21 protein-coding genes are annotated in these 21046 nt (G+C 65.8%); 15 read left to right on the top strand and 6 right to left on the bottom strand.

The window, feature by feature from the left end:
• Positions 1-401 precede the first annotated feature (401 nt).
• Positions 402-1076 carry a heavy metal response regulator transcription factor gene (locus GJV37_RS11370; RefSeq protein ID WP_054909263.1) on the top strand — a complete coding sequence of 225 codons (675 nt, stop codon included), beginning with the start codon at positions 402-404 and terminating at the stop codon, positions 1074-1076.
• On the top strand, positions 1073-2458 hold the full coding sequence (locus GJV37_RS11365; RefSeq protein WP_193452484.1) for a heavy metal sensor histidine kinase: 1386 nt from the start codon (positions 1073-1075) through the stop codon (positions 2456-2458). The genes GJV37_RS11370 and GJV37_RS11365 overlap by 4 nt, the downstream gene beginning before the upstream one ends.
• A gap of 1 nt (position 2459) precedes the next feature.
• Here the strand turns inward: GJV37_RS11365 and GJV37_RS11360 are convergent, their stop codons facing one another.
• Complete coding sequence (locus tag GJV37_RS11360) at positions 2460-2795, bottom strand: DUF2790 domain-containing protein (RefSeq protein ID WP_024767026.1); 336 nt, start codon at positions 2793-2795, stop codon at positions 2460-2462.
• A 310-nt stretch (positions 2796-3105) separates the two neighbouring features.
• Here GJV37_RS11360 and GJV37_RS11355 point away from each other — a divergent pair, with 310 nt between their 5' ends.
• Positions 3106-3774 carry a TIGR04211 family SH3 domain-containing protein gene (locus GJV37_RS11355; protein WP_084357761.1) on the top strand — a complete coding sequence of 223 codons (669 nt, stop codon included), beginning with the start codon at positions 3106-3108 and terminating at the stop codon, positions 3772-3774.
• A 4-nt stretch (positions 3775-3778) separates the two neighbouring features.
• On the opposite strand, the gene GJV37_RS11350 is transcribed toward GJV37_RS11355, so the two are convergent.
• Positions 3779-4156, bottom strand: a complete 378-nt coding sequence (locus tag GJV37_RS11350) for a GNAT family N-acetyltransferase (RefSeq protein ID WP_246228323.1) — start codon at positions 4154-4156, stop codon at positions 3779-3781.
• 150 nt (positions 4157-4306) lie between these two features.
• Entirely contained in the window at positions 4307-5227 is a 921-nt protein-coding gene (locus tag GJV37_RS11345) for a LysR family transcriptional regulator (RefSeq protein ID WP_193452483.1), read from the bottom strand.
• Between the two features lie 308 nt (positions 5228-5535).
• Here GJV37_RS11345 and GJV37_RS11340 point away from each other — a divergent pair, with 308 nt between their 5' ends.
• The 11 genes from GJV37_RS11340 (at position 5536) to GJV37_RS11290 (ending at position 17754) form a co-directional block, all read left to right on the top strand.
• Positions 5536-7905: a TonB-dependent receptor gene (locus tag GJV37_RS11340; protein WP_193452482.1), complete on the top strand. Its 2370-nt coding sequence runs from the start codon at positions 5536-5538 to the stop codon at positions 7903-7905.
• A gap of 57 nt (positions 7906-7962) precedes the next feature.
• Complete coding sequence (locus tag GJV37_RS11335) at positions 7963-8868, top strand: TauD/TfdA dioxygenase family protein (RefSeq protein WP_024767020.1); 906 nt, start codon at positions 7963-7965, stop codon at positions 8866-8868.
• Between the two features lie 148 nt (positions 8869-9016).
• A complete protein-coding gene (locus GJV37_RS11330; protein WP_193452481.1) occupies positions 9017-9907 on the top strand; it encodes a TauD/TfdA dioxygenase family protein in 891 nt (296 codons plus the stop codon).
• A 247-nt stretch (positions 9908-10154) separates the two neighbouring features.
• Positions 10155-10904 (top strand): GntR family transcriptional regulator, encoded by a 750-nt coding sequence (locus GJV37_RS11325; RefSeq protein ID WP_038803188.1) that lies wholly within the window; start codon positions 10155-10157, stop codon positions 10902-10904.
• Positions 10901-12652: a fumarate reductase/succinate dehydrogenase flavoprotein subunit gene (locus GJV37_RS11320; protein ID WP_170858694.1), complete on the top strand. Its 1752-nt coding sequence runs from the start codon at positions 10901-10903 to the stop codon at positions 12650-12652. The genes GJV37_RS11325 and GJV37_RS11320 overlap by 4 nt, the downstream gene beginning before the upstream one ends.
• 298 nt (positions 12653-12950) lie before the next feature.
• Positions 12951-13196, top strand: coding sequence for a 4Fe-4S dicluster domain-containing protein (locus GJV37_RS11315; protein ID WP_024767017.1), 246 nt, complete (start codon positions 12951-12953; stop codon positions 13194-13196).
• Between the two features lie 212 nt (positions 13197-13408).
• A complete protein-coding gene (locus GJV37_RS11310; protein ID WP_170858693.1) occupies positions 13409-14815 on the top strand; it encodes an ABC transporter substrate-binding protein in 1407 nt (468 codons plus the stop codon).
• 47 nt (positions 14816-14862) lie between these two features.
• Positions 14863-15651, top strand: coding sequence for an ABC transporter permease (locus GJV37_RS11305; protein WP_170858692.1), 789 nt, complete (start codon positions 14863-14865; stop codon positions 15649-15651).
• On the top strand, positions 15648-16496 hold the full coding sequence (locus tag GJV37_RS11300; protein ID WP_170858691.1) for an ABC transporter ATP-binding protein: 849 nt from the start codon (positions 15648-15650) through the stop codon (positions 16494-16496). The genes GJV37_RS11305 and GJV37_RS11300 overlap by 4 nt, the downstream gene beginning before the upstream one ends.
• Positions 16493-17464: a HEAT repeat domain-containing protein gene (locus tag GJV37_RS11295; RefSeq protein WP_193452480.1), complete on the top strand. Its 972-nt coding sequence runs from the start codon at positions 16493-16495 to the stop codon at positions 17462-17464. Before GJV37_RS11300 ends, GJV37_RS11295 begins: the two co-directional genes overlap by 4 nt.
• Positions 17461-17754: a gamma-butyrobetaine hydroxylase-like domain-containing protein gene (locus tag GJV37_RS11290; protein ID WP_037010165.1), complete on the top strand. Its 294-nt coding sequence runs from the start codon at positions 17461-17463 to the stop codon at positions 17752-17754. Before GJV37_RS11295 ends, GJV37_RS11290 begins: the two co-directional genes overlap by 4 nt.
• Here the strand turns inward: GJV37_RS11290 and GJV37_RS11285 are convergent.
• From GJV37_RS11285 to GJV37_RS11275, 3 genes are all read right to left on the bottom strand, one after another.
• A complete protein-coding gene (locus GJV37_RS11285) occupies positions 17747-18391 on the bottom strand; it encodes an alpha/beta hydrolase (RefSeq protein ID WP_170858689.1) in 645 nt (214 codons plus the stop codon). The two genes, GJV37_RS11290 and GJV37_RS11285, sit on opposite strands and share 8 nt — an antisense overlap.
• Positions 18392-18597: 206 nt before the next feature.
• Entirely contained in the window at positions 18598-19926 is a 1329-nt protein-coding gene (locus GJV37_RS11280) for an OprD family porin (protein WP_193452479.1), read from the bottom strand.
• Positions 19927-19987: 61 nt separating this feature from the next.
• Positions 19988-20302 carry a hypothetical protein gene (locus GJV37_RS11275; RefSeq protein ID WP_193452478.1) on the bottom strand — a complete coding sequence of 105 codons (315 nt, stop codon included), beginning with the start codon at positions 20300-20302 and terminating at the stop codon, positions 19988-19990.
• A gap of 259 nt (positions 20303-20561) precedes the next feature.
• Between GJV37_RS11275 and GJV37_RS11270 the strand changes: the two genes are divergently transcribed.
• Positions 20562-21041, top strand: a complete 480-nt coding sequence (locus GJV37_RS11270; protein WP_065084818.1) for a winged helix-turn-helix transcriptional regulator — start codon at positions 20562-20564, stop codon at positions 21039-21041.
• The last annotated feature ends 5 nt before the right edge of the window (positions 21042-21046 follow it).

The raw sequence follows: 21046 nt of genomic DNA, 5'->3' as shown, positions 1-21046 counted from the left end.
GGCGAACCTCGCACGATGGAGTCAACTTCGACGGCATGCCGTCATTTCCATCGGCGAATCTAGGGGCGCCTCTCTAGCGACAAGGTGACTGGATAATTACAAACATGTAATTGGTCAGCCGGGGAGTTCTCGTTGTATGTATTTAAAAAGGCCTCGCACCTCTTCCAGGTAACTTCAGGAAACAATTCGCGAAATTCCCGGCAGCCCTGCATTCCCCAGAAAACCCTTCAAGAGCAGTCACCTGCAGAACTTCCCCGGTTTTCTGAACAACGCCGAATACAACATCGTCGCGATTGACCCTGAAGTCGCTACAGCTTCTAGACTGCGCGCGCTTTACAGGGCTCGGCGAACTTTCCTGTGTCCCTGGCATTATTTCTCACGCAATTACCGAGTAACTATTGATGAAAATCCTGCTCATCGAGGACGACCACAAGACGGCCGATTATCTGCAACAGGGGCTGAGCGAAAGCGGCTATGTGGTCGACCGTGCCGATAACGGCGTCGATGGCCTGCACCTGGCGCGGCAGTGCGCCTACGACCTGGTCATCCTCGATGTGAACCTGCCGCAGATGGATGGCTGGGACGTACTCGCCAGCCTGCGCCAGCACAGCGATATCCGCGTGATGATGCTCACCGCCCGCGGTCGCCTCACCGAACGGGTGAAAGGCTTCGACCTGGGCGCCGACGACTACCTGCTCAAGCCCTTCGAATTCCCCGAACTGCTCGCCCGCGTGCGCTCGCTGATGCGCCGCAGCGAACGCATCGACCAGCCCCAGGTGCTGGAGATCGGCGGGCTGGAGCTTGACCCCGGCCGCCACCGCGCCTACCGCGACAGCCGCCGAATAGACCTGACCAGCAAGGAGTTCGCCCTGCTGCACCTGCTGATGAGCCGCAGCGGCGAGGTGCTCTCGCGCACGCAGATCATCTCGCTGGTCTGGGACATGAACTTCGACTGCGATACCAACGTGGTGGAAGTCACCATCCGCCGCCTGCGGGCAAAGATCGACGATCCCTTCGCCGACAAGCTGATCCACACCCTGCGCGGGGTCGGCTACGTGCTGGAAGCGCGCGCATGAAGCCGGCCAGCCTGTCGCTGCGCATCGGCCTGTGGGTCGGCGTACTGGGTTCGGTGCTGATGGTCCTGCTGCTTACCCTGGCCTACCTCGCCCTCGACCACCAATTGGACCAGCGCGCCCACCGTGAGCTGGAAGACAAGCTCGGGCAGTTGCGTCACGCGCTGGACGCAGACCCCGGCCTCGCTGCCCTGCCCTTGCGCGGCCATGCCCTGCAGGACCAGCTGATGGGCCACGACAACCTGAGCGCCGCGCTGCTCGACGAGCAACGCGGGCAGCCGCCGCGATTCAGCAGCGGGCCGCCCCGCGACGCAGCGGCGCTCGATGAGTTCGCCGGCAGTGGCCGCGCCTTCGGCTGGACCTCGGCGGACGGTCGCCGCCTGCTGACCGAGCGGGGCCTGGTCCGCTTGCGCGACGGCAATACCCTGCGGGTGTTCCTGACCCTGGATCGGCGTGACGACGATGCCCTGCTCGGCGCCCTCCTGCGCTCGGCCTGGCTGGCGGTACCACCGCTGCTGCTGCTCATTGCCCTGGGTGCGCGCCTGGTGGCCAAGCGCGGCCTGCAGCCCTTGCGGCAGTTCGGCCAGGTGGCCTCGCTGATCACCACCCAGGACCTCAGCCACCGCATTCCCGTGCAGGACCTGCCACGGGAGCTGGGCAAGGCTGCGCGGGCGCTGAACCTGATGCTGCATCGGCTGGATGGCGGCGTGCAGCAGCTCACCCAGTTCTCCGACGACATCGCCCACGAGCTGCGCTCGCCCATCGGCAACCTGCTGGGCAAGGCACAGGTGACGCTGTCGCGGCCGCGGGAAAAGGACGAGTACGAAGCGGTGCTGGCCGCCAGTACCGAAGAGCTGGAACGGGTCGGACGGATCGTCAGCGACATGCTGTTCCTCGCCCAGGTCAGCCACCCGCGCGCGCTGCTGCCGCAGGAGGCGGTGCAGCTGGAGGAGGAAGCGGCGAAGGTCGCCGAGCTGTTCGATTTCAGCGCGGAGGAAAGGTCGTTGCGCATCGCCATCGAGGGGCATGGGCAGGTCGTGGGCGATCGCCTGATGATCCAGCGCGCCATTTCCAACCTGCTCTCCAACGCGATCCGCCACACGCCCGAGGGCGAATGCATCAGCGTGCAAGTGCGGGACGATGGCGCAACCGTGACGCTAGCGGTGCAGAACCCCGGAACGGGCATTGCCGCCGAGCACCTGCCGCACCTGTTCGAGCGCTTCTACCGGGTGGACAAGGGCCGCTCGCGAGCGCAGGGCGGCACGGGCCTGGGGCTGGCCATCGTGCGCTCGATCATGGAGCTGCACCTGGGTGCCGCCAGCGCGCAGAGTTCGGAGGAAGGGCCGACGCGCTTCCTCCTGAAATTCCCCGCCTCGCCGGACTGAATCAGCGGGTAGCGCGGCAGGCGACGCGCTCGGTGCGGTACTCGATGGCCTGCTCCTCGCCGGAGGAATCCTTGTAGCGCAGTTGCACCGGGACCACGCCGCAGTCGGTGCTCATTGGCGTCACCGCCACGACTTCGGCGATGTCCAGGTTCATCCCGTAGGTGTACTGCTTTGCTTCGGCGATCTGCATCGGCGACGGGGCGCCCTCGCGAGCCTGCATGGCCTGCTGGCGGGCCTGTTCCATGCGGGCGAAAGTGATGTCACCGCCACCGTCGGCCAGCGCCAGGGAGGAAGTGCCCAGCAGGGCGGCGGTCAGGAAGAAGCGGGAGAGTTGCATGGCAGTCACCTCATGGGTGGTTGAAAGTGACTCCACCTTACGAAGCCGCCGCTAACGGGAAGCTGAGGCAAGGATGACGATTCGGTTATCCGGCGCACGGACTGCCCCGGCAGTGCAGGCATTTTCCCACCACTCATCCGTGCATTTTCCCAGCGGTGAACTCTCGGCATCCGACGACTGTCTGTGTGCTGTCGGCCCCCCGGGTGGGTTTCCTGGCCATTGGCCACCCGGCCAGTTCTGAATAAATTGCCCGGCCGGCGTTTTCGCTCCCGCAAGGCGGGTTTCGTTCCAAGTCATGTGAAGATTGCCCATGTCCCTATCGCGTCGCTTCCCCGCACGAGTTTCTCCCCTCCAGACCCGCGCCCTCGGTGCCTGCCTGTTTGCCGGCCTGCTGGCAGCCGGTGCTCCGGCCCAGGCCGAGGAGCCCGCCAGCAACGCGCGCTGGGTGAACGACAGCCTGAGCACCTATGTGCGCAGCGGCCCCACCGATGGTTATCGCATCGTTGGCACCCTCACCTCCGGGCAGAAGGTCCAATTGCTCAGCACCTCCGGCGACTACAGCCAGGTGCGCAGCGACAGCGGCAACAGCGTGTGGATCGCCAGCAAGGACCTACAGGAAAAGCCCGGCCAGGCCGAACGCCTGCCGGCGCTGGAGCAGAAGGTCACCGAGCTGACCACGCAATTGCAGACCATCGACGACAGCTGGAAGAACCGTGTCCAGGGCATGCAGGAAACCCTGGATGCGCGCAAGAAGCTCATCGACGAACTTCAGGCCGCACGCACCGCGCTGGATAGCGAGCTGAACGAAGCCCGCTCGCAACTGCGCGATGCCCAGGCGCAACTGGGCGACGAGAACAAGCAGGTGCTGATGCGCTACATGGCCTACGGCGGCAGCATCGCCGGCGCCGGCCTGCTCGCCGGGCTGATCCTGCCGACCATGCTGCGCGTGCGGCGCAAGCGCAGCACCGAGTGGGTCTGACGCCTCAGTCGATCAGCAATTCGTACTGCCGATAGCCCAGGGCGTCGCTACCCCGTGGCTGGAACCCGGCGCGCTCATACAGGCGCCGCGCCGGGTTGTCGGGGCGCACACTGAGTTTGAGTCGCGTGTAGCCTTCCTGCCGGGCATCCTCGATGTAGCGCTGCAACAACGCTGCACCGACACCCCTGCCCCGCCACGCCGTGCTGACGCCCAGGGTGCAAAGTTCCGCGTTGCCATCTTCCGGCATCCAAAAGCTATAGCCCACGCTTTCGCCGGCGTGCTCGGCAATGGTCAGATGCTCGAAGTGTTCGAGCCAGCGCGCCAGATGCCGGTCGAAGCCTTCCCTCCAGCGTGCCTCATGGGCGGGCTCCCACTGACGGATATAGGCCTCTTCGCCGCGCTGGACGTAGGGGACATCGGTGATCCGGGCGGGGCGGAAGGAGAGGTTCAGTGCAGGCAGCCATGGACAGTGCGGTCAGCCTATCTTAGCTGCTGGCCCTACCGGATCGTTTTGTTCCCATGACAAACCGCCTCACGCCACCGCGCTCTCCACTCCTGCGTCGAGGTCCACCAGCAATTCGATCATTGCCCGCGCCGCTGCCGAGAGGCGGTCGCCGCTGCGGGTGACGATGCCGCAACGGGCCTGGAGAATATCGACATTGATGGGCAGGTTGCGGAAGTGCAGGCGCACCAGTTCGCCGCGCGCCATGGGCTCGCTCAGCGCCTCCTCCACGGCGATGCCGATGGCGTCGGTCTGGCTGACGATGCGCACCAGCGAGGCCATGTCCTCGCACTGCACATTGGTGGTGATGTCGATCTTCCCGCTGAGGTTGGCGAGCATCTTCCGCGCGCTGGGGGGGATCAGCGTGGCAGCCAGCGGGTAGGCAAACATGTCGTTGGTGGAGAGACTTTCCTTGGCCAGCAGCGGATGCCCCTGGCGGCAGAAGAACAGGCCGCTGCGCGGCTTCAGCGCGCGGGTCTGGAAGTTCGGGTCGGCTTCGAAATGGCGGATGTCGGCGACGAAGAATTCGATCTCCTCGCGGCTCAGGCTGCGCGCCAGGCGCTCCCAGTTGTCCACGCCGAACTGGATGTGGATGCGCGGGTAGCGCTGGACGAAGCGCGACACCGCGTCGGACACCAGCTTCTGTGCAGGCGCCGGCCCGCTGCCGAAGCGCAACTCGCCCGAATCCAGCTTGTTCAGCCTCGCGACCGCATGGCTCAGGTTGTTCGCGCCCTGCACCAGGCTCAGCGCGTGCTGCAGCACCACCTGGCCTTCGGGAGTCGGCCGCAGGTCCTTGCTGCCTCGGTCCACCAGGCGGCAGCCCAGCTCCTGCTCCAGGCCCTGGATACTGCGGCTGAACGCCGGCTGGGTAATGCCCATGGCGTCGGCCGCGCGAACGAAGCTGCGGTGTTCGTTGAGGGCGATGAAGTAGCGGAGTTGGCGCAGATCCATGATGCATTTCCGGCATTGAAAATAGTGGGCAAAGGCATTTGCCGCTCGTTATGCGCTGGTTTTAAATGCAAGCTCTTATTCCGTCAACGAAGAATAAAGCAAACATCTATTCTTTTATGAACTAAGAATATAGCTCAGACCAGGAGTCGCCCGATGTCAGCCTTGCCCCTCCTTTCTTCGCGAATGTGCCTGTCCCGCTGTCGCTGACAGCAGAAGCCGCTTCAACCCCACCGAAAACGTCGTTCGCCACTGCTGCGTGGCGCGGCCCCGTTTTGCCCGCGATTGGCGCCGGCAGATAAGGACACAGCATGATTTCGAGACATTTGCCCTTCCCCTTCAAACTCCACCGGCTGCGCTACGCCATCGTCCTGCTGGCCCTGGGCGGCGCGCTACCGGCATTCGCCGAGGAAGCCGAGGACGGCAGCACCACCGGCGAAACCAGCAAGCCCGTCAGCGCCGCGCCGGCCAAGGCCGATGCCACCCTGGGCAAGGTGACAGTCACCGCCCGCCGCCGCGAGGAGGATTCGCAGAAGGTGCCCACGCCGATCACCGTGGTCGGCGGCGAAACCCTGGAAACCCAGCGCGTCTACAAGGTGCAGGACCTGCAGCAGATCCTGCCCAGTGTGAACGTCGCCTTCATCCACGCGCGGCAGTCGAGCATCGCCGTGCGCGGCATCGGCAACAACCCGGCCAGCGACGGCCTGGAAGGCAGCGCGGGGGTCTACCTGGACAACGTCTACCTGGGCCGCCCAGGCATGGCGGTGTTCGACCTGCTGGACATCGAGCAGTTGGAACTGCTGCGCGGCCCGCAAGGCACCCTGTTCGGCAAGAACACCACGGCCGGCGTGCTGAACATCAGCACCCGCGCCCCGACCTTCAGCCCCGAGCGCAGCGTCGAGGTCTCCGGTGGCCAGGACGGCTACTTCCAGGGCAAGGGCACCGTCTCCGGCGCGCTGACCGACACCCTGGCCGGGCGCGTGTCCGCCTACCGCACCCGCGACGACGGCTACATCAAGAACGTCCACGACGACAACTACCTGAACGGCGGCGAGCGCCAGGGCATCCGCGGGCAACTGCTGTTCAAGCCCAACGAGGACTTCGACCTGCGCTGGATCAACGACTACAACGAGGAGGATTCGAGCAACGGCAGCATGGTGGTCTATGGCGCCGCCGACCGCTTCTGGCAGCGCGCTGCCGCGGTAGGCGCTTCGCCGATCCGCGATCCGGACCGGCACAAGGTCAACATCAACAGCCGCCAGCACGTCAGCGTGCACCAGGGCGGCAGCTCGGTGGAGGCCAACTGGAACCTCAACGGCGGCTACAAGCTGACCTCCATCAGCGCCTATCGCTACTGGCACTTCACCCCGGCCAACGACGAGCAGCTCAACGTCTCGGCGATCAACAACACCGGCGTGGAAGTCCACGACCGCCAGTTCTCCCAGGAAATCCGCCTGGCCTCGCCCACCGGCGGCTTCTTCGACTACGTGCTGGGCGCCTATGCCTTCAACCAGAACCTGGGCAACAAGACCTTCACCGACTACGGCCCGCTGGCCGACCCGTACCTGCTGGGGGCGAACCTCAACGCCCTGAACAACACCTACTCCAAGGCCAACGGCAAGATCGAGACCGACAGCTTTGCGCTGTTCGCCCAGGGCACCTGGCACCTCACCGACAAGCTGGACTTCACCGCCGGCCTGCGCGGCACCTACGAGGAGAAGGACGCCAAGGTCGAGCGCTTCGACCCGGTCGGTGGCGCGCCGGTAACCGGCGTCGGCGCTGTGGTTCGGCGCAACCAGTTGGGCGCTTACGACTCGGGCGACCTCAGCCTCTACAGCTTCGCGCCCTCGGCCCTGCTGAGCCTGAGCTACCAGTTCACCGATGACCTGCTCGGTTATGCCTCGCTGTCCCACGGCGAGAAGTCCGGGGGCGTGAACCTGGCCGTGGCCAGTGCGCCAACGGCCGGCGCCGACTCCCTGCTGGTCGGCCCGGAGCGCGCCAACGACGCCGAACTGGGGATCAAGACCACCCTGTTCGACAACCGCCTGCAACTCAACACCAACCTCTTCTGGACCGGCATCCATGGCTACCAGGCGACCACGCTGTACCAGCCGCCGGGTTCGACCCAGCTGGTCTCGGTGCTCTCCAACGCCGGCAGCGTGCGTTCGCGCGGCCTGGAATTCGAGGCCACCGCACTGCCCATTCGCGGCCTGACGCTGAACTTCAACGGTTCCTACAACGACGTCACCTACCTGTCGTTCAAGGACGCACCGTGCCCGGCGGAAATCTCCACCCAGCCCGGCGCGCCCGCCACTTGCGACCTCACCGGGCAACGCGTGGTCGGCGCCTCGAAATGGATCGCCAACCTCAATGGCGAATACGCCTGGAACCTCGACGACGGCATCCGCCCGTACGTGACCGGCAGCTACTCCTACCGCTCCGAGGCCGAGGGCACGCTGGACAACTCCGACCTCTCGAAGATCGACGGCTACGGCCTGGCGAACTTCTCCGTCGGCCTGCGCAAGGACCTCGGCGACGGCCAGCTGGACGCCTCGGTCTGGCTGAAGAACGCCTTCGACAAGGACTACTACCTGGCCGCCTTCGCCAGCATCAACGGCTCCTACACCGCCTCGGTGGGGCAGCCGCGGACTCTGGGCGCGTCGGTCCGTTACGACTTCTGATCCCCATCCGCCGCGCTCCCAGGCGCGGCGCTATTGCCACAGCAAGAGGACGATGAGATGAGCACTGCAGCACAAGCCATTCAGCAAGACCTGGTACACCTGGACATCCACCCGGTAGCCGGCCGCATCGGCGCGGAAATTCGCGGCGTGACGCTTTCCGGCGATCTCGACGCCGCCACCATCGAGGCCATCCAGGCTGCGCTGGTGCAGCACAAGGTGATCTTCTTCCGTGGCCAGACCCAGCTCGACGACCAGGGCCAGGAAGCCTTCGCCAAGCTGCTCGGCGAGCCGGTGGCGCACCCCACCGTGCCGGTGCAGGAAGGCACCCATTACCTGCTGGAGCTGGACGGCGCCCAGGGCCGCCGCGCCAACTCCTGGCACACCGACGTGACCTTCGTCGACGCTTATCCCAAGGCGTCGATCCTGCGCAACGTGGTGGCACCGGAGTCTGGCGGCGATACCGTCTGGGCCAATACCGCCACCGCCTACGACGACCTGACGCCGGAGCTGAAGGCGCTGGCCGACTCGCTCTGGGCCGTGCACAGCAACGAATACGACTATGCCAGCGTGCGCCCGAACGTCGACCCGGCGCGCCTGGAGGAATACCGCAAGGTGTTCACCTCCACCGTCTACGAGACCGAGCACCCGGTAGTGCGCGTGCATCCCATCAGCGGCGAGAAGACGCTGCTGCTCGGGCACTTCGTCAAGCGCCTGAAGGGCCTCTCGCAGCACGACTCGGCGCACCTGTTCGCCGTGCTGCAGAGCCACGTCACCCGCCTGGAAAACACCGTGCGCTGGCGCTGGCAGCCGGGCGACGTGGCCATCTGGGACAACCGCGCGACCCAGCACTATGCCGTCGACGACTACGGCACCCAGCCGCGCATCGTGCGCCGCGTGACGCTCAGCGGCGAAGTGCCGGTGGGTATCGATGGGCAACGCAGCCGGACAATCAAGAAGGTTTGAGCCTTTCCCCAAAGCCCCTCACCCCCGCCCTCTCCCAGGGGGAGAGGGAGTAGATCGGCGCAACGGGATGACCCGCTGCATCGGACTGCCCCCTCTCCCTCCGGGAGAGGGTTGGGGTGAGGGAAGCCCCAAACTCAGGATTCTCGAGATGACCCAATCCAACGCCGTACAACAACCCACCCCCGAACCCTTCGCCATCGTCCCCCTCGATGCCCCGCTGGGCGCCGAAGTGCGTGGTCTAGACGCCCGCGAGCCGCTGACCCCGGAACAGATCCTGGCAATCAGGCAGGCCCACCGCGAGCACCACATCCTGATCTTCAAGAACCAGGACCTGGACGATCAGCAATACCTGCGCTTCGCCACGCTGTTCGGCGCGGTGTTCCAGCCGCCGGCAGATGTGCCCGTGCTGTCCTCCGGTGCAGACGGCAAGGCCCCGGACATCGTCAAGGTGGCCAACACCGAGGACGGTGAACTGGGCAACTTCGCCCTGCCGGCCCACGTCGACCACCAATGGACGCCGGTGCCCTCCTCCGGCTCCTTCCTCTACGCCCTGGAGGTACCCAGGGCCGGCGGAGAAACCCAGTTCACCAACCTCGCCCGCGCCTACGAGACACTGGATGAGGCGACCCGCGCCGAGATCGACCCATTGCGCCTGATCAACTACAACCCGTTCATCCGCCTGAAGAGCGGCGGCTACAACGGCACCTTCGTGCGCTATCGCACCCCGGACATCGAGCCCATCCAGGGCACCGAGCATCCACTGGTGCGCACCCATCCGGAAAACGGCAAGCGCGTGCTGTTCCTCTCCGTGCACACCGAGGTGGAAATCCCCGGTGCCGATCCCGTGCAAGGGGCCGCACTGGTCGAGCGGCTGCGCGAACACCTGCAGAAGCCCGAGTTGATCTACAGCCACAAATGGTCGGTGGGCGACATCGTCTGGTGGGACAACCAGGCCGTGCTGCATGGTCGCAACGCCTTCCCGGCAAGCGAGAAGCGCCGTTTGAAGCGCATCAGCCTGTCTGGCAGCCGGCCGTTCTGAGGTTATGTCCGCCCTATGGGGCGGAAATCTCGCGCAAGGGCTTTTGACCCTGTAGGAGCGAGCTTGCTCGCGAACGGATTACCCGGGCGCTCTGGCATCAGGCAGTTCGCGAGCAAGCTCGCTCCTACAAAATAACCTGAGATGCCCCTGCTGACGGCGCTTTCTATGCTTATGCGAAATCGTTTCTTGTCCTGAATCAGCTATTCCTTTTATAGTTTCGGCAACTCGTCATAACAAGTTATGAACTATGGCCGAACTACTCCCCCTCTCCCCCGTTCCCCTGTACAGCCAGCTGAAGGAAATCCTCCGCACGCGCATCCTCGACGGCACCTATCCGCCGCTCAGCCGCATGCCGTCCGAGGCCGAGCTTGGCAAGGCCTTCGAGGTCAGCCGGATTACCGTGCGCCAGGCGCTGGGCGACCTGCAGAAGGAAGGGCTGATCTTCAAGATTCACGGCAAGGGCACCTTCGTCGCCAAGCCCAAGGCCTTCCAGAACGTCAGCACCCTGCAAGGCCTGGGCGAATCCATGACCCAGCGCGGCTACGAGGTGATCAACCGCCTGCGCAGCTTCAAGACCGTGCCCGCCAACGCCCAGGTTGCCGCCCGTCTGCAAGTCGCCGAGGGCGAGAACGTGGTGCAGATCAAGCGTGCCCGCCTGGTCAACCGCGAGCTGGTGTCGCTGGAAATCACCTGGCTGCCGGAGGCCGTTGGCAAGCGGCTGGAAAAGGCCGACCTGGTCAGCCGCGACATCTTCCTGATCCTGGAAAACGACTGCGCCCTGCCCCTGGGCCATGCCGACCTCGCCATCGACGCCATCCTCGCCGATGCCGAACTGGCCCGCGCGCTGGAGGTGGAAGAAGGCTCGCCGGTGATGCGCATCGAACGCCTGACCCACACCGCCGATGGCGCACCGCTGGACTACGAACACCTTTACTACCGCGGCGACGCCTTCCAGTACCGCCTGCGCATCGACCGCCACAAGGGACAGCACCAATGACCCAGTTCGATCTCTCCCAGATCCCCGAGGACAAGGAACTCGCCTACGACATCGTGGTGATCGGCGGCGGCACCGCCGGCCCCATGGCGGCGATCAAGGCCAAGGAAGCCAACCGCGAGCTGCGCGTGCTGCTGGTGGACAAGGCCAACGTCAAGCGCAGCGGCGCCATCAGCATGGGCATGGACGGGCTGAACAACGCCATCATTCCCGGCCACGCCACGCCTGAGCAGTACACCAAGGAAATCACCGTCGCCAACGATGGCATCGTCAACCAGGCGGCGGTCTACGCCTATGCCACCCACAGCTTCGAGACCCTGCAGCAACTGGACCGCTGGGGCGTGAAGTTCGAGAAGGACGAGGTCGGCGACTACGCGGTGAAGAAGGTCCACCACATGGGCGCCTACGTGCTGCCCATGCCCGAGGGCCACGACATCAAGAAGGTGCTGTACCGCCAGCTCAAGCGCGCCCGCATCGAGATCACCAACCGCCTGGTGGTGACCCGCCTGCTCACCGACGAAGAAGGCGCGGTCAACGGCCTGCTCGGCTTCGACTGCCGTACCGCGCAGTTCCAGGTGATCCGCGCCAAGGCCGTGGTCCTCGCCTGCGGCGCCGCCGGCCGCCTGGGCCTGCCCTCGTCCGGCTACCTGATGGGCACCTACGAGAACCCCACCAATGCCGGCGACGGCTACGCCATGGCCTATCACGCGGGCGCGGAGCTCTCGAACCTGGAGTGCTTCCAGATCAACCCGCTGATCAAGGACTACAACGGCCCGGCCTGCGCCTACGTCACCGGCCCGCTGGGTGGCTATACGGCCAACAGCAAGGGCGAGCGCTTCATCGAGTGCGACTACTGGAGCGGCCAGATGATGTGGGAGTTCCACCAGGAGCTCGAAGGCGGCAACGGCCCGGTATTCCTCAAGCTCGACCACCTGGCCGAGGAAACCATCCAGGCCATCGAGGAAATCCTCCACAGCAACGAACGCCCCAGCCGCGGCCAGTTCCACGCCAACCGTGGCACCGACTACCGCCAGCAGATGGTGGAGATGCATATCTCCGAGATCGGTTTCTGCTCCGGCCATTCGGCCTCGGGCGTATGGGTCAACGAGAAGGCCGAGACCAGCGTCAAGGGCCTGTACTCGGCCGGCGACATGGCTGCCGTGCCGCACAACTACATGCTCGGCGCCTTCACCTACGGCTGGTTCGCCGGGGCCAATGCCGCGCAATACGTGGCCGACCGCGAGTTCAGCGAGGTCGATAGCGCCCAGGTGGAGCGCGAGCGTGAACGCGTCTTCGCCCCTTTGAAGCGCGAGCACGGCCTGCCGCCAGCACAGGTGGAGTACAAGCTGCGGCGCATGGTCAACGACTACCTGCAGCCGCCCAAGGTGACCAGGAAGATGGAGATCGGCCTGCAGCGCTTCGCCGAGATCGCCCGCGACCTCGACCAGCTCAAGGCCAACAACCCCCACGAGCTGATGCGCGCCATGGAAGTCAGCGTGATCCGCGACTGCGCCGAGATGGCCGCCCGCGCCTCGCTGTTCCGTACCGAGAGCCGCTGGGGCCTGTACCACCACCGCGTCGACTACCCGCTGCGCAACGACGCCGACTGGTTCTGCCATGCGCACCTGAAGAAGGGCGACGACGGCGAGATGACCAGCTTCAAGAAGCCCATCGAGCGCTATGTGATCGCGCTCGATGAGGACGAGCAGCAGGCTTACGAGAAACTACGGGTGAAGAGCGAGGCGGCTTGAGGGGTTTCGGCTGCTCGCAGAGCCCCTCTCCCCCCGCCCTCTCCCGCAAGCGGTAGAGGAAGCTGTCCGGCGCGAGCGGCAACTGGGGATTCAGCCTGCGCGCACAGGAGCCTGCGCCACACCAAACGGAAAAAGAGCAGCCCGGCGGGCTCAGCGCTAACCGCCGGCATGATCAAGCCCCCTCTCCCTTCAGGGGGAGGGCTGGGGAGCGGGTCCCGAGCCCCGCGCCGAACCTTCGACCGAATAACCAGCCCGCCGCCACGACGGCCGGCAAGCAACACGATGAGGACCGCGTGCCATGGCCTACCAGCCCCAGGAAATCTTCTTCCGCTCCAGCGCCCCGGTGACGGTGGACGAGGACAAGTGCATCGCCGACAAGGGCTGCACCGTCTGCGTCGAGGTCTGCCCGATGGACCTGCTGGCGATCAACCCCGCCACCCAGAAGGCCTACATGGCCTTCGACGAATGCTGGTACTGCATGCCCTGCGAGAAGGACTGCCCGACCGGTGCGGTGCGCGTGGAGATTCCGTACCTCCTGCGTTGAGCTCCCGCAACGAAGTTCCCCTGTAGGAGCGAGCTTGCTCGCGAACCAACTCCTGCAGCGGGGCTGTTCGCGAGCAAGCTCGCTCCTACACAAAAGCCATAAGAAACGCCATCCGGCCCCACCGCCGGACGCCTGATGCACCGCCCCTCGTTTCCCACCGCAAGGCCTGCGGCGGAGACGATTCCAACACTCATGATTCGAGGGGAACACCCATGACCTTGCGCACTACCCTGGCCGGCCTCGCGCTCGCCATTGCCAGTATCACCGCCCACGGCGAGACCATCCGCGTCGCCATCGGCACCCAGGACACCACCATCAACTGCGCCGCCGGCGGCCTGTTGATCCGCGAACTCGGCCTGCTCGACAAGTACCTGCCGCACGACGGCAAGTACAAGGACGCGCAGTACGACGTGCAGTGGAAGAACTTCACCAGCGGCGCGCCGCTGACCAACGAGATGCTCGCCGGCAAGCTCGACTTCGGCGCCATGGCCGACTTCCCCGGCTCGCTCAACGGCGTCGCCCACGAGGCGGCCGGAAAGCGCAGCCTGTTCATCAGCGTGCTCTCGGGGAGCATCGAGGGCAGCGGCAACGGCATCGTCGTGCCCGCCTCGTCCAAGGTGCAGTCGCTGGCCGAACTCAAGGGCCAGACCATCTCCGTGCCCTTCGCCTCCACCGCCCACGGCCTGCTGCTGCGCGCCATCGCCGCGCAGGGCTGGGACCCGGAGAAGGACGTCACCATCATCGCGCAACCGCCAGAAGTCGCCGGCTCCGCGCTACAGGCCAACAAGATCGCCGCCCATGCCGACTTCGTGCCCTTCGCCGAGTTGTTCGAGAGCCGTGGCATCGCCCGCAAGATCTACGACGGCTCCCAGGCCAAGGCGCCGACCTTCCACGGTGCGCTGGTGGAAGCCGACTACGCGCAGCGGTACCCGGAAATCGTCGAGGCCTACCTGCGCGCCACCTATGAAGCCAACCAACTGCTGGCGAAAGACCCGGAGAAATACAGCGAACTGATCGAGAAGGTCGCCGGCATTCCCGCCGAAGTGAACTACCTGTTCCACGGCCCGCTCGGCCTGCAGACCCGCGACCTGACCTGGAAGCCCGAATACCGCCAGGCCGTCACCACCGCCATCGACACCCTGAAGCTGCTGAAGAAGGCCGACCGCGGCCTGAACGTCGAGCAGTTCGTCGACGACCGCTACATCCGCGCCGCCTTCAAGGCCTCCGGCGCCGACTACGACGCCGCGCTGAAGAACTACGCGCAGCAGCCGTTGCTGGGTAACGACGTTCTGACCGACAAGCCGATCAGCGATACGCGCAAGGTCGCGCAGATCTGGGTGCGCGGCGAACCGAAGGTGCGCAGCTACGCGACCGCCAGTGAAGCGCTGGGGCAACTCGCCGAGCTGAAGCAGCAAGGCAAGGACATCCGCGCCGTCTACGCCCAGGCCAGCGACAGCGGCATCAAGCTGCTGGCCAGCCAGGCCTGGTTCGTGCGTGGCAAGGACGGCGCGCTGGACGCCTTCCTGCTGCGCGAACAGGCCGACGCCTTCGCCCGCCAACACGGCGGGGAGGTCGCCGACTTCGCCGCTGCCAGCCAGCAGGCGGTCGCCAGCCGCTGAGGTGCAGCCCCGGTGCCGCGCGCACCGGGGCTCGACGGAGAACGATGATGAACACCACCACCCTCACCCGCTGGAGCCTGCGCCTGGCCTCGCTGCTGGTCTGCCTGGCGCTGTGGCAGGTGCTCAGCGCGCGCCACGTGAACCTCGGCGTGGTCACCTTCGCCAACGTGCCCGGCCCGCGTGATGTGCTGGAAGCGGCCTGGAACCTGGCGCAATCGAGCAAGCTCGGCCGCCACCTGGGCAGCAGCCTGCTGCGGGTACTCGCCGGCTACCTGCTGGCGGCTTTCGCCGGCATCGCCCTGGGGTTGCTCATCGGCCGTGGCCGCTGGGCGCGCGACAGCCTGCTGCCGCCGCTGGAAATGCTGCGGCCGATCCCCGCGGTGGCGTGGATTCCGCTGGCGATCCTGATGTTCCCCAGCTCCGAGCTGTCGATGATCTTCATCACCTTCACCGGCGCACTGTTCCCCATCCTGCTCAACACCATCCACGGCGTGGAAGCGGTGGACCCGCGCCTGCTCGCCTCCGCCCGCAGCCTCGGTGCCGGACGCCTGGCGCTGCTGCGCGAGGTGGTGCTGCCGGGTGCCGCGCCGAGCATCGTCACCGGTCTTGCCATCGGCATGGGCACCTCGTGGTTCTGCCTGGTGACCGCCGAAATGATCTCCGGCCAATGGGGCATCGGCTACTACACCTGGGAGTCCTACACCTTGCAGAACTACCCCGACATCGTCGTCGGCATGCTGCTGATCGGCGTGCTCGGCATGGCCACCAGCCTGCTGGTGCGCCAGCTCGGCAGCCTCGTCACACCCTGGCAGCGCCAGGCCGGAGGCAAGCCATGACCCTGCCCGCCAGCGCACCGGGGCGCGTGCGCGTCGACGGCCTGTCGATCCACCTCGGCAGCGGCCGCGACGCCTTCGAGGCCGTGCACTCCCTGAGCTTCTCCATCGAACCCGGCGAATTCGTCTGCGTACTCGGCCCGTCCGGCTGCGGCAAGTCCACCCTGCTCGGTGCCCTTGCCGGCCACCTGGCGCCCAGCGCCGGCAAACTGGAAGTGGACGCTGGTCCTGTCGCCGGCCCCTCGCCCGAGCGCGGCATGGTGTTCCAGCACCACACCCTGCTGCCCTGGCGGCGCGTGCGCGACAACGTCGCCTTCGGCCTGAAGATGCGCGGCGTGCCCCGTGCGGAACGCCATCGCCAGGCCGACGAGATGCTCCAGCTGGTCGGTCTGAACGGCTTCGCCAATCGCTGGCCGTCGCAGCTCTCCGGCGGCATGCAGCAACGCGTGGAAATCGCCCGCGTGCTGATCAACCAGCCACGCCTGCTGCTGATGGACGAACCCTTCGGCGCCCTCGACGCGCAGACGCGGATGATGATGCAGGAACTGCTGCTGGACATCTGGACGCGCCTGCGCACCAGCGTGCTGTTCATCACCCACGACATCGACGAGGCGCTGTTCCTCGCCGACCGCATCCTGGTGATGACCCCGCGCCCCGGGCGCATCCTCGAAGACATCCGCCTCGACTTCCCGCGCCCACGCCACGCCGACCTGCTCACCAGCCCGGAATTCTCCCGCCTCAAGCGTCACTGCCTGGAACTGCTGCGCCACGAAGACGGCCGCCAGCTGCCGCGCCTGACGCCGCTGGGGCTGCCCACTCCACAACGGATACCGCGATTCGCCATATGACCGACTTCAGCCTGACTACCGATAATCCCGACATCCTCGACCTGCAACCGCGTCTCCAGGATGCCGACGCCGGCGTGCGCCGCATTGCCCTGATCGAACTGGCCGACCTTGAAGACCCTGACGGCCTCCCCTGGCTCGCCCATGCGCTGACCCATGACGCCGCCGCCAACGTGCGTGCCGAAGCCGCGCGCCTGCTGGAAGCCTGGGAAGAGCCCGACGTGGTGGACGCGCTCTGCCAGGCCCTTGCCGACCGCGCCGAGGACGTGCGCGAAGCCGCCGCCCAGAGCCTCAGCGAGCTGAAGACCGCCGAGGCCGGCGTACGCCTGCTGCCCTGGGCAGCGCACAGCGAAATCTTCGTCCGCCGCAGCGCCCTGCGCGCCTTGCGCGAGCTGCGCCTGGAAGCGGCTGCAGAACCGGCACGCGCCGCGCTGCAGGACTGCGATGCCGGCGTGCGCCGCGAAGCCGTGGGCATCCTCGGCTGGCTCAAACGCACCGACGCCCTGCCGCACCTGGCCCGGCTGACCCGCGACGACCCGGACGCCGAGGTCCGCCGCGCCGCCGCCGGCGCCCTTGGCCTGGCCATCGACGCCAGCGTGCTGCCGGCCTTGCAGGCCGCCCTGGCCGATCCGGCGTGGCAAGTGCGCGAGGAAGCCGCCGGCACCCTCGGCAAACTCGCCCTGCCCGAAGCCGGCGAAGCGCTGGTGCAGGCACTCGAAGACGACTTCTGGCAGGTTCGCCTGCGCGCTGCCCGTTCGCTGGGCAAGCTGCGCTACCTGCCGGCGCTGGAAGGGTTGAAGGTCGTGCTCGGCCACGGCATCAGCAACCTGCGCAAGGAAGCCGCGCTGGCCCTGGGCGAACTGGGCAGCGGCGATGCGATCGAGGCACTGCGCAACGCCGAGCAGGACGGCGATCCGGAAGTCCGCAAGGCCGTGCGCATCGCCCTCGCTCAACTGGGACAGAACACATGAACACGCCGGTCGCGCTGCATCGCTCCAGCGCAGACGGCGAACTGCGCATCCGCTGGGACGACGGCGTCGAGCAGTGCATTGCCTTCACCCGCCTGCGCGGCGCCTGCCCCTGTTCGCAATGCCGGGCCGCGCGGCTGCAAGGTCGCATCGAGCTGGTGAAGGCCGGCGTTGTCCTGCAACAGCTGAACCTGCAGGGCTACGGCGTGCAATTGGTGTTCGACGACGGCCATGACCGCGGGATCTACCCGTGGTCGTATCTGCGTGAACTGGGGCGGTCCGCACTCAGCTGATGGCTCGGGTCAGGTGCTCCAGTACCCGCTCCACAGCGCGCTCCAGGCAGCCCTTGAAGAAATGGTCGGCGCCGGTATAGAGCACCACTTCGCGCTGCTGCGGCCGCGCCCAGTCCAGCAGGTTGGCCAGCGGCGCCATTTCGTCCGCCTCGCCGTGCAGCAGCAGGCAGTCGGCCGGCAGCGCCTGTGCTTCGTAGTCGCGGCCGCCGGGGACCGTTCCCACCGGCAAGCCCATCAGCGCGATGGCCTGCGCAGGCGGTGACAGTTCGCTGGCAACGCGGGCGAACACATAGGCACCGAAGGAAAAGCCCACCAGCGCCAACGGCAGGCCGGGGTATTCGCCACGCAGGTGCGCGATCACCGCCAGCATGTCCTGCGCCTCGCCGATGCCTTCGGCGTACTCGCCTTCACTGCCATCCACGCCACGGAAGCTCGGCCGCACGGTCAGCCAGCCGGCGCCGCAGAGCTTGCGCGAAAGGGTCAGCGGCACACGGTGCCTCGGGCTGCCACCGAGCAAAGGCTGCGGATGGCTGATCAGCGCGATGCCCTGCGGCGGCACACCCGGCCGGTCGATCAGCAATTGCAGCTTGCCCACCAGGCCATCGATCAGTTGCATGCGGCGCTCTTCTTCGGACATCGACTCTTCTCGCGGGACGGGAACGGAGCGCCGATTGTAGCGCCCCGCCCGCTCACTTCAGCACCACAGCCTTGCAGTGGGCCGCACTCGAAGGGCACATAACCTGGAACAGGTTATCCGCCGCCAGCCAACTAACGGCGGATAACGCTGGCGCGTTATGCGGCCCTACGGATGTTCCGCGGTGTCCTCCAAGGTGCGCACTGGCGTTACAGGATCGACAGCGGGTAGTCGACGATCAGGCGGAACTCATTGACGTCGCCTTCCACCTGGTCGGCATTACCACGGTGGATCGCCTCGCGCAGGCGCAGGGACAGGTCCTTCGCCGGCCCGGACTGCACCACGTACCTGGCTTCCAGGTTGGTCTCGTGGTGCTTGCCATCCTCGCCGTAGCCATAACCGCGGTACTGGCTATCGGCAGCCATTTTCGTGCCGTCGATACCGTGGCCGTTGACGTAACGGGCCATGAAGCTCAGGCCGGGAATGCCGTAGGTGGCCATCGCCAGGTCATAGCGCAGCTGCCAGGACTTCTCCTCCGGACCGTTGAAGTCCGAGTACTGGATGGAGTTGGCGAGGAAGATCGAGTCACCGGTGTCGCCCGGGCCGTTGACCCCAAAGGCCACGTAGTCGAACGGCGTGTCGCCGTGGACCTTCTGGTAAGCCAGCGTCAGGGTGTGTGCGGTAAGGAATGTATATGCGGCGGCGGCTGACCAGGTGGTGTTGCTGATCTCGCCGGCCTTGGCGCTACCGTCGTCGTTGGTGCGGTAGATGTTGAAATCGAAGTTCAGCGACTGATCGTCCGTCAGCGGCAGCGTGTAGTTGGCGTTACCGTAGTACTGACGCCACACATCCTCCAGCTTGGAGGCGTAGAGCGAGAAATTCAGCGCGTCGTTGACCGCGTACTTGCCGCCCACGTAGTCGATGCTGCTGGCCTCGACGTTGGCATAGGAGGCCCAGATGCCATGGTCGCCGTTGGTGGTCACCGGGCCATTGCCGCCGGTGAAGTGGCCGCCGTCCAGGTCCAGCCCCTCGATCTCGCTACTGAGCACGTTGAAACCGGTAGCGGTCTGCGGGAACAGGCGCGTGCCGCCGGCGGCGAATACCGGCGCGGTGGGCTGCAGGTCGCCCCAGCGCAACTCGGTCTTGGACACGCGCAGCTTCACGGCGCCCCCGGCACGGCCGTATTCGCCTTCCGGCGAATCATCGTCACGCACTGGCAGGTTGCCGGTGCCGGAGGTGCCGGCGCCGCCATCCAGGCGGATACCCCAGTTGCCGAAGGCTTCCACGCCGAAACCGACGGTACCCTGGGTGAATCCCGAGCTGTAGTTCAGCGTGAAGCCCTGGGTCCAGTCCTTGCGGTCCCGGTCTCCGGACTTGCGGTCGCTGTTGTAGTAGTAGTTGCGCATCAGCAGCGAGGCGGTGCTGCCTTCGATGAAGCCGGTGGCTTCGGACTGATCGGCAACGGCGGCGGCATGCGCCAGCTGGAACGGAATGCCGGCGACGATCGCCCCCAGCATGGAAAGACGGAAAGCAGACATCTTCTACCCCTTTGTTGGACTTGTCTTGGCAGGCGTATCGATTGAATCCTGAATAACTTTCTTATGTTTCCCCGCCATAGGCAGAGCGAGCGAAGAGATAACAATCCGCCGCCTCGCCCTCCAACCAGCCTTGTCGATAGTCGATATCGAGACGAATGATTAAGCATTTGTCGCTATCGCTATTAAGCTTGCGCCCCGATGAAGAACATGAGTCCCGGATGCCCGCTCCAGAGCGTCCGGAGGATTGCTCCACTTCATCATCCTTTGGTTTGGCCGCCTCCCCAGGCGGCCTTTTTTTTGCCTGCAGGAAAGTTATGGAACAAGTGTTCCAGGCCATTCCCGGATAATTCTCCTGGCCAATTTCAAACTCTTCCAAAGATGGTTTCAGGGCAACTTCCCAAGATTTCTCCGGGCAACTTCCGCAGAATTGGGCAACTCTTTCCGCAGCGGTGATATCTCCTCGGCGTACCGCTCATCCCCGCGCCCCTTTCCCGTCGATAAGTCACTTGCGCAAAGCAAGCGACCCCATTAGATTACAACCATAATCTTTCTAGCCGCCTTTGGCCTGACGCCCTGCCAGGCCCGTAGCAAGGCGGCCCGATTAGATGACGATATTCATGTAAAGAGAGGCCGACATGCGCAGATCCAGCTTCGAAAACCTCCCCTGCCCCGTGGCCCAGGCGCTGGACCTGATCGGTGACAGCTGGAACGTGCTGATCCTTCGCGAAGCCTTCTACGGCTCCACGCGCTTCGACCAGTTCCTCGCACGATTGGGCATCGCCAGCAACGTCCTCACCCGTCGGCTGCGCGCACTGGTGGACAGCGGCCTGCTGCAGCGCCGCCAGTACAACGACCATCCGCCGCGCTTCGAATACCTGCTCACCGATCGTGGCCGCGACCTGCGCCCGGTGCTGCTCACCCTGTTGCAGTGGGGCAAGCGCCACGCCGGCAAGGCCAGCGCCGCCGAACTGGTGGACACCCGCACGGGCCGGCCAGTGCGTATCGCCCTGGTGGACGCCGACAGCGGCGAAGCCATCGGCCCGCAGCACCAGATCCATCGCCGCGACGGCGACCAACTCGTCCCTGCCCACATCCCACAAGCCGATCACGCCTGAGCGAG

The sequence above is a fragment of the Pseudomonas nitroreducens genome (genome assembly GCF_010994165.1).
Taxonomy (GTDB): domain Bacteria; phylum Pseudomonadota; class Gammaproteobacteria; order Pseudomonadales; family Pseudomonadaceae; genus Pseudomonas; species Pseudomonas nitroreducens.
The sequence above is the reverse complement of the archived record's forward strand: the minus strand, read 5'-3'. Positions and strand labels throughout refer to the sequence as shown.

Bases quoted from the DNA above. Each gene is read 5' to 3' on its own strand.
- GJV37_RS11290 (WP_037010165.1), top strand. From the start codon at position 17,461: ATGAACACGCCGGTCGCGCTGCATCGCTCCAGCGCAGACGGCGAACTG.
- GJV37_RS11305 (WP_170858692.1), top strand. From the start codon at position 14,863: ATGAACACCACCACCCTCACCCGCTGGAGCCTGCGCCTGGCCTCGCTG.
- GJV37_RS11330 (WP_193452481.1), top strand. From the start codon at position 9,017: ATGACCCAATCCAACGCCGTACAACAACCCACCCCCGAACCCTTCGCC.
- GJV37_RS11325 (WP_038803188.1), top strand. From the start codon at position 10,155: ATGGCCGAACTACTCCCCCTCTCCCCCGTTCCCCTGTACAGCCAGCTG.
- GJV37_RS11295 (WP_193452480.1), top strand. From the start codon at position 16,493: ATGACCGACTTCAGCCTGACTACCGATAATCCCGACATCCTCGACCTG.
- GJV37_RS11340 (WP_193452482.1), top strand. From the start codon at position 5,536: ATGATTTCGAGACATTTGCCCTTCCCCTTCAAACTCCACCGGCTGCGC.
- GJV37_RS11360 (WP_024767026.1), bottom strand. From the start codon at position 2,795: ATGCAACTCTCCCGCTTCTTCCTGACCGCCGCCCTGCTGGGCACTTCC.
- GJV37_RS11345 (WP_193452483.1), bottom strand. From the start codon at position 5,227: ATGGATCTGCGCCAACTCCGCTACTTCATCGCCCTCAACGAACACCGC.
- GJV37_RS11370 (WP_054909263.1), top strand. From the start codon at position 402: ATGAAAATCCTGCTCATCGAGGACGACCACAAGACGGCCGATTATCTG.
- GJV37_RS11355 (WP_084357761.1), top strand. From the start codon at position 3,106: ATGTCCCTATCGCGTCGCTTCCCCGCACGAGTTTCTCCCCTCCAGACC.
- GJV37_RS11315 (WP_024767017.1), top strand. From the start codon at position 12,951: ATGGCCTACCAGCCCCAGGAAATCTTCTTCCGCTCCAGCGCCCCGGTG.
- GJV37_RS11285 (WP_170858689.1), bottom strand. From the start codon at position 18,391: ATGTCCGAAGAAGAGCGCCGCATGCAACTGATCGATGGCCTGGTGGGC.
- GJV37_RS11320 (WP_170858694.1), top strand. From the start codon at position 10,901: ATGACCCAGTTCGATCTCTCCCAGATCCCCGAGGACAAGGAACTCGCC.
- GJV37_RS11310 (WP_170858693.1), top strand. From the start codon at position 13,409: ATGACCTTGCGCACTACCCTGGCCGGCCTCGCGCTCGCCATTGCCAGT.
- GJV37_RS11300 (WP_170858691.1), top strand. From the start codon at position 15,648: ATGACCCTGCCCGCCAGCGCACCGGGGCGCGTGCGCGTCGACGGCCTG.
- GJV37_RS11270 (WP_065084818.1), top strand. From the start codon at position 20,562: ATGCGCAGATCCAGCTTCGAAAACCTCCCCTGCCCCGTGGCCCAGGCG.
- GJV37_RS11335 (WP_024767020.1), top strand. From the start codon at position 7,963: ATGAGCACTGCAGCACAAGCCATTCAGCAAGACCTGGTACACCTGGAC.
- GJV37_RS11280 (WP_193452479.1), bottom strand. From the start codon at position 19,926: ATGTCTGCTTTCCGTCTTTCCATGCTGGGGGCGATCGTCGCCGGCATT.
- GJV37_RS11365 (WP_193452484.1), top strand. From the start codon at position 1,073: ATGAAGCCGGCCAGCCTGTCGCTGCGCATCGGCCTGTGGGTCGGCGTA.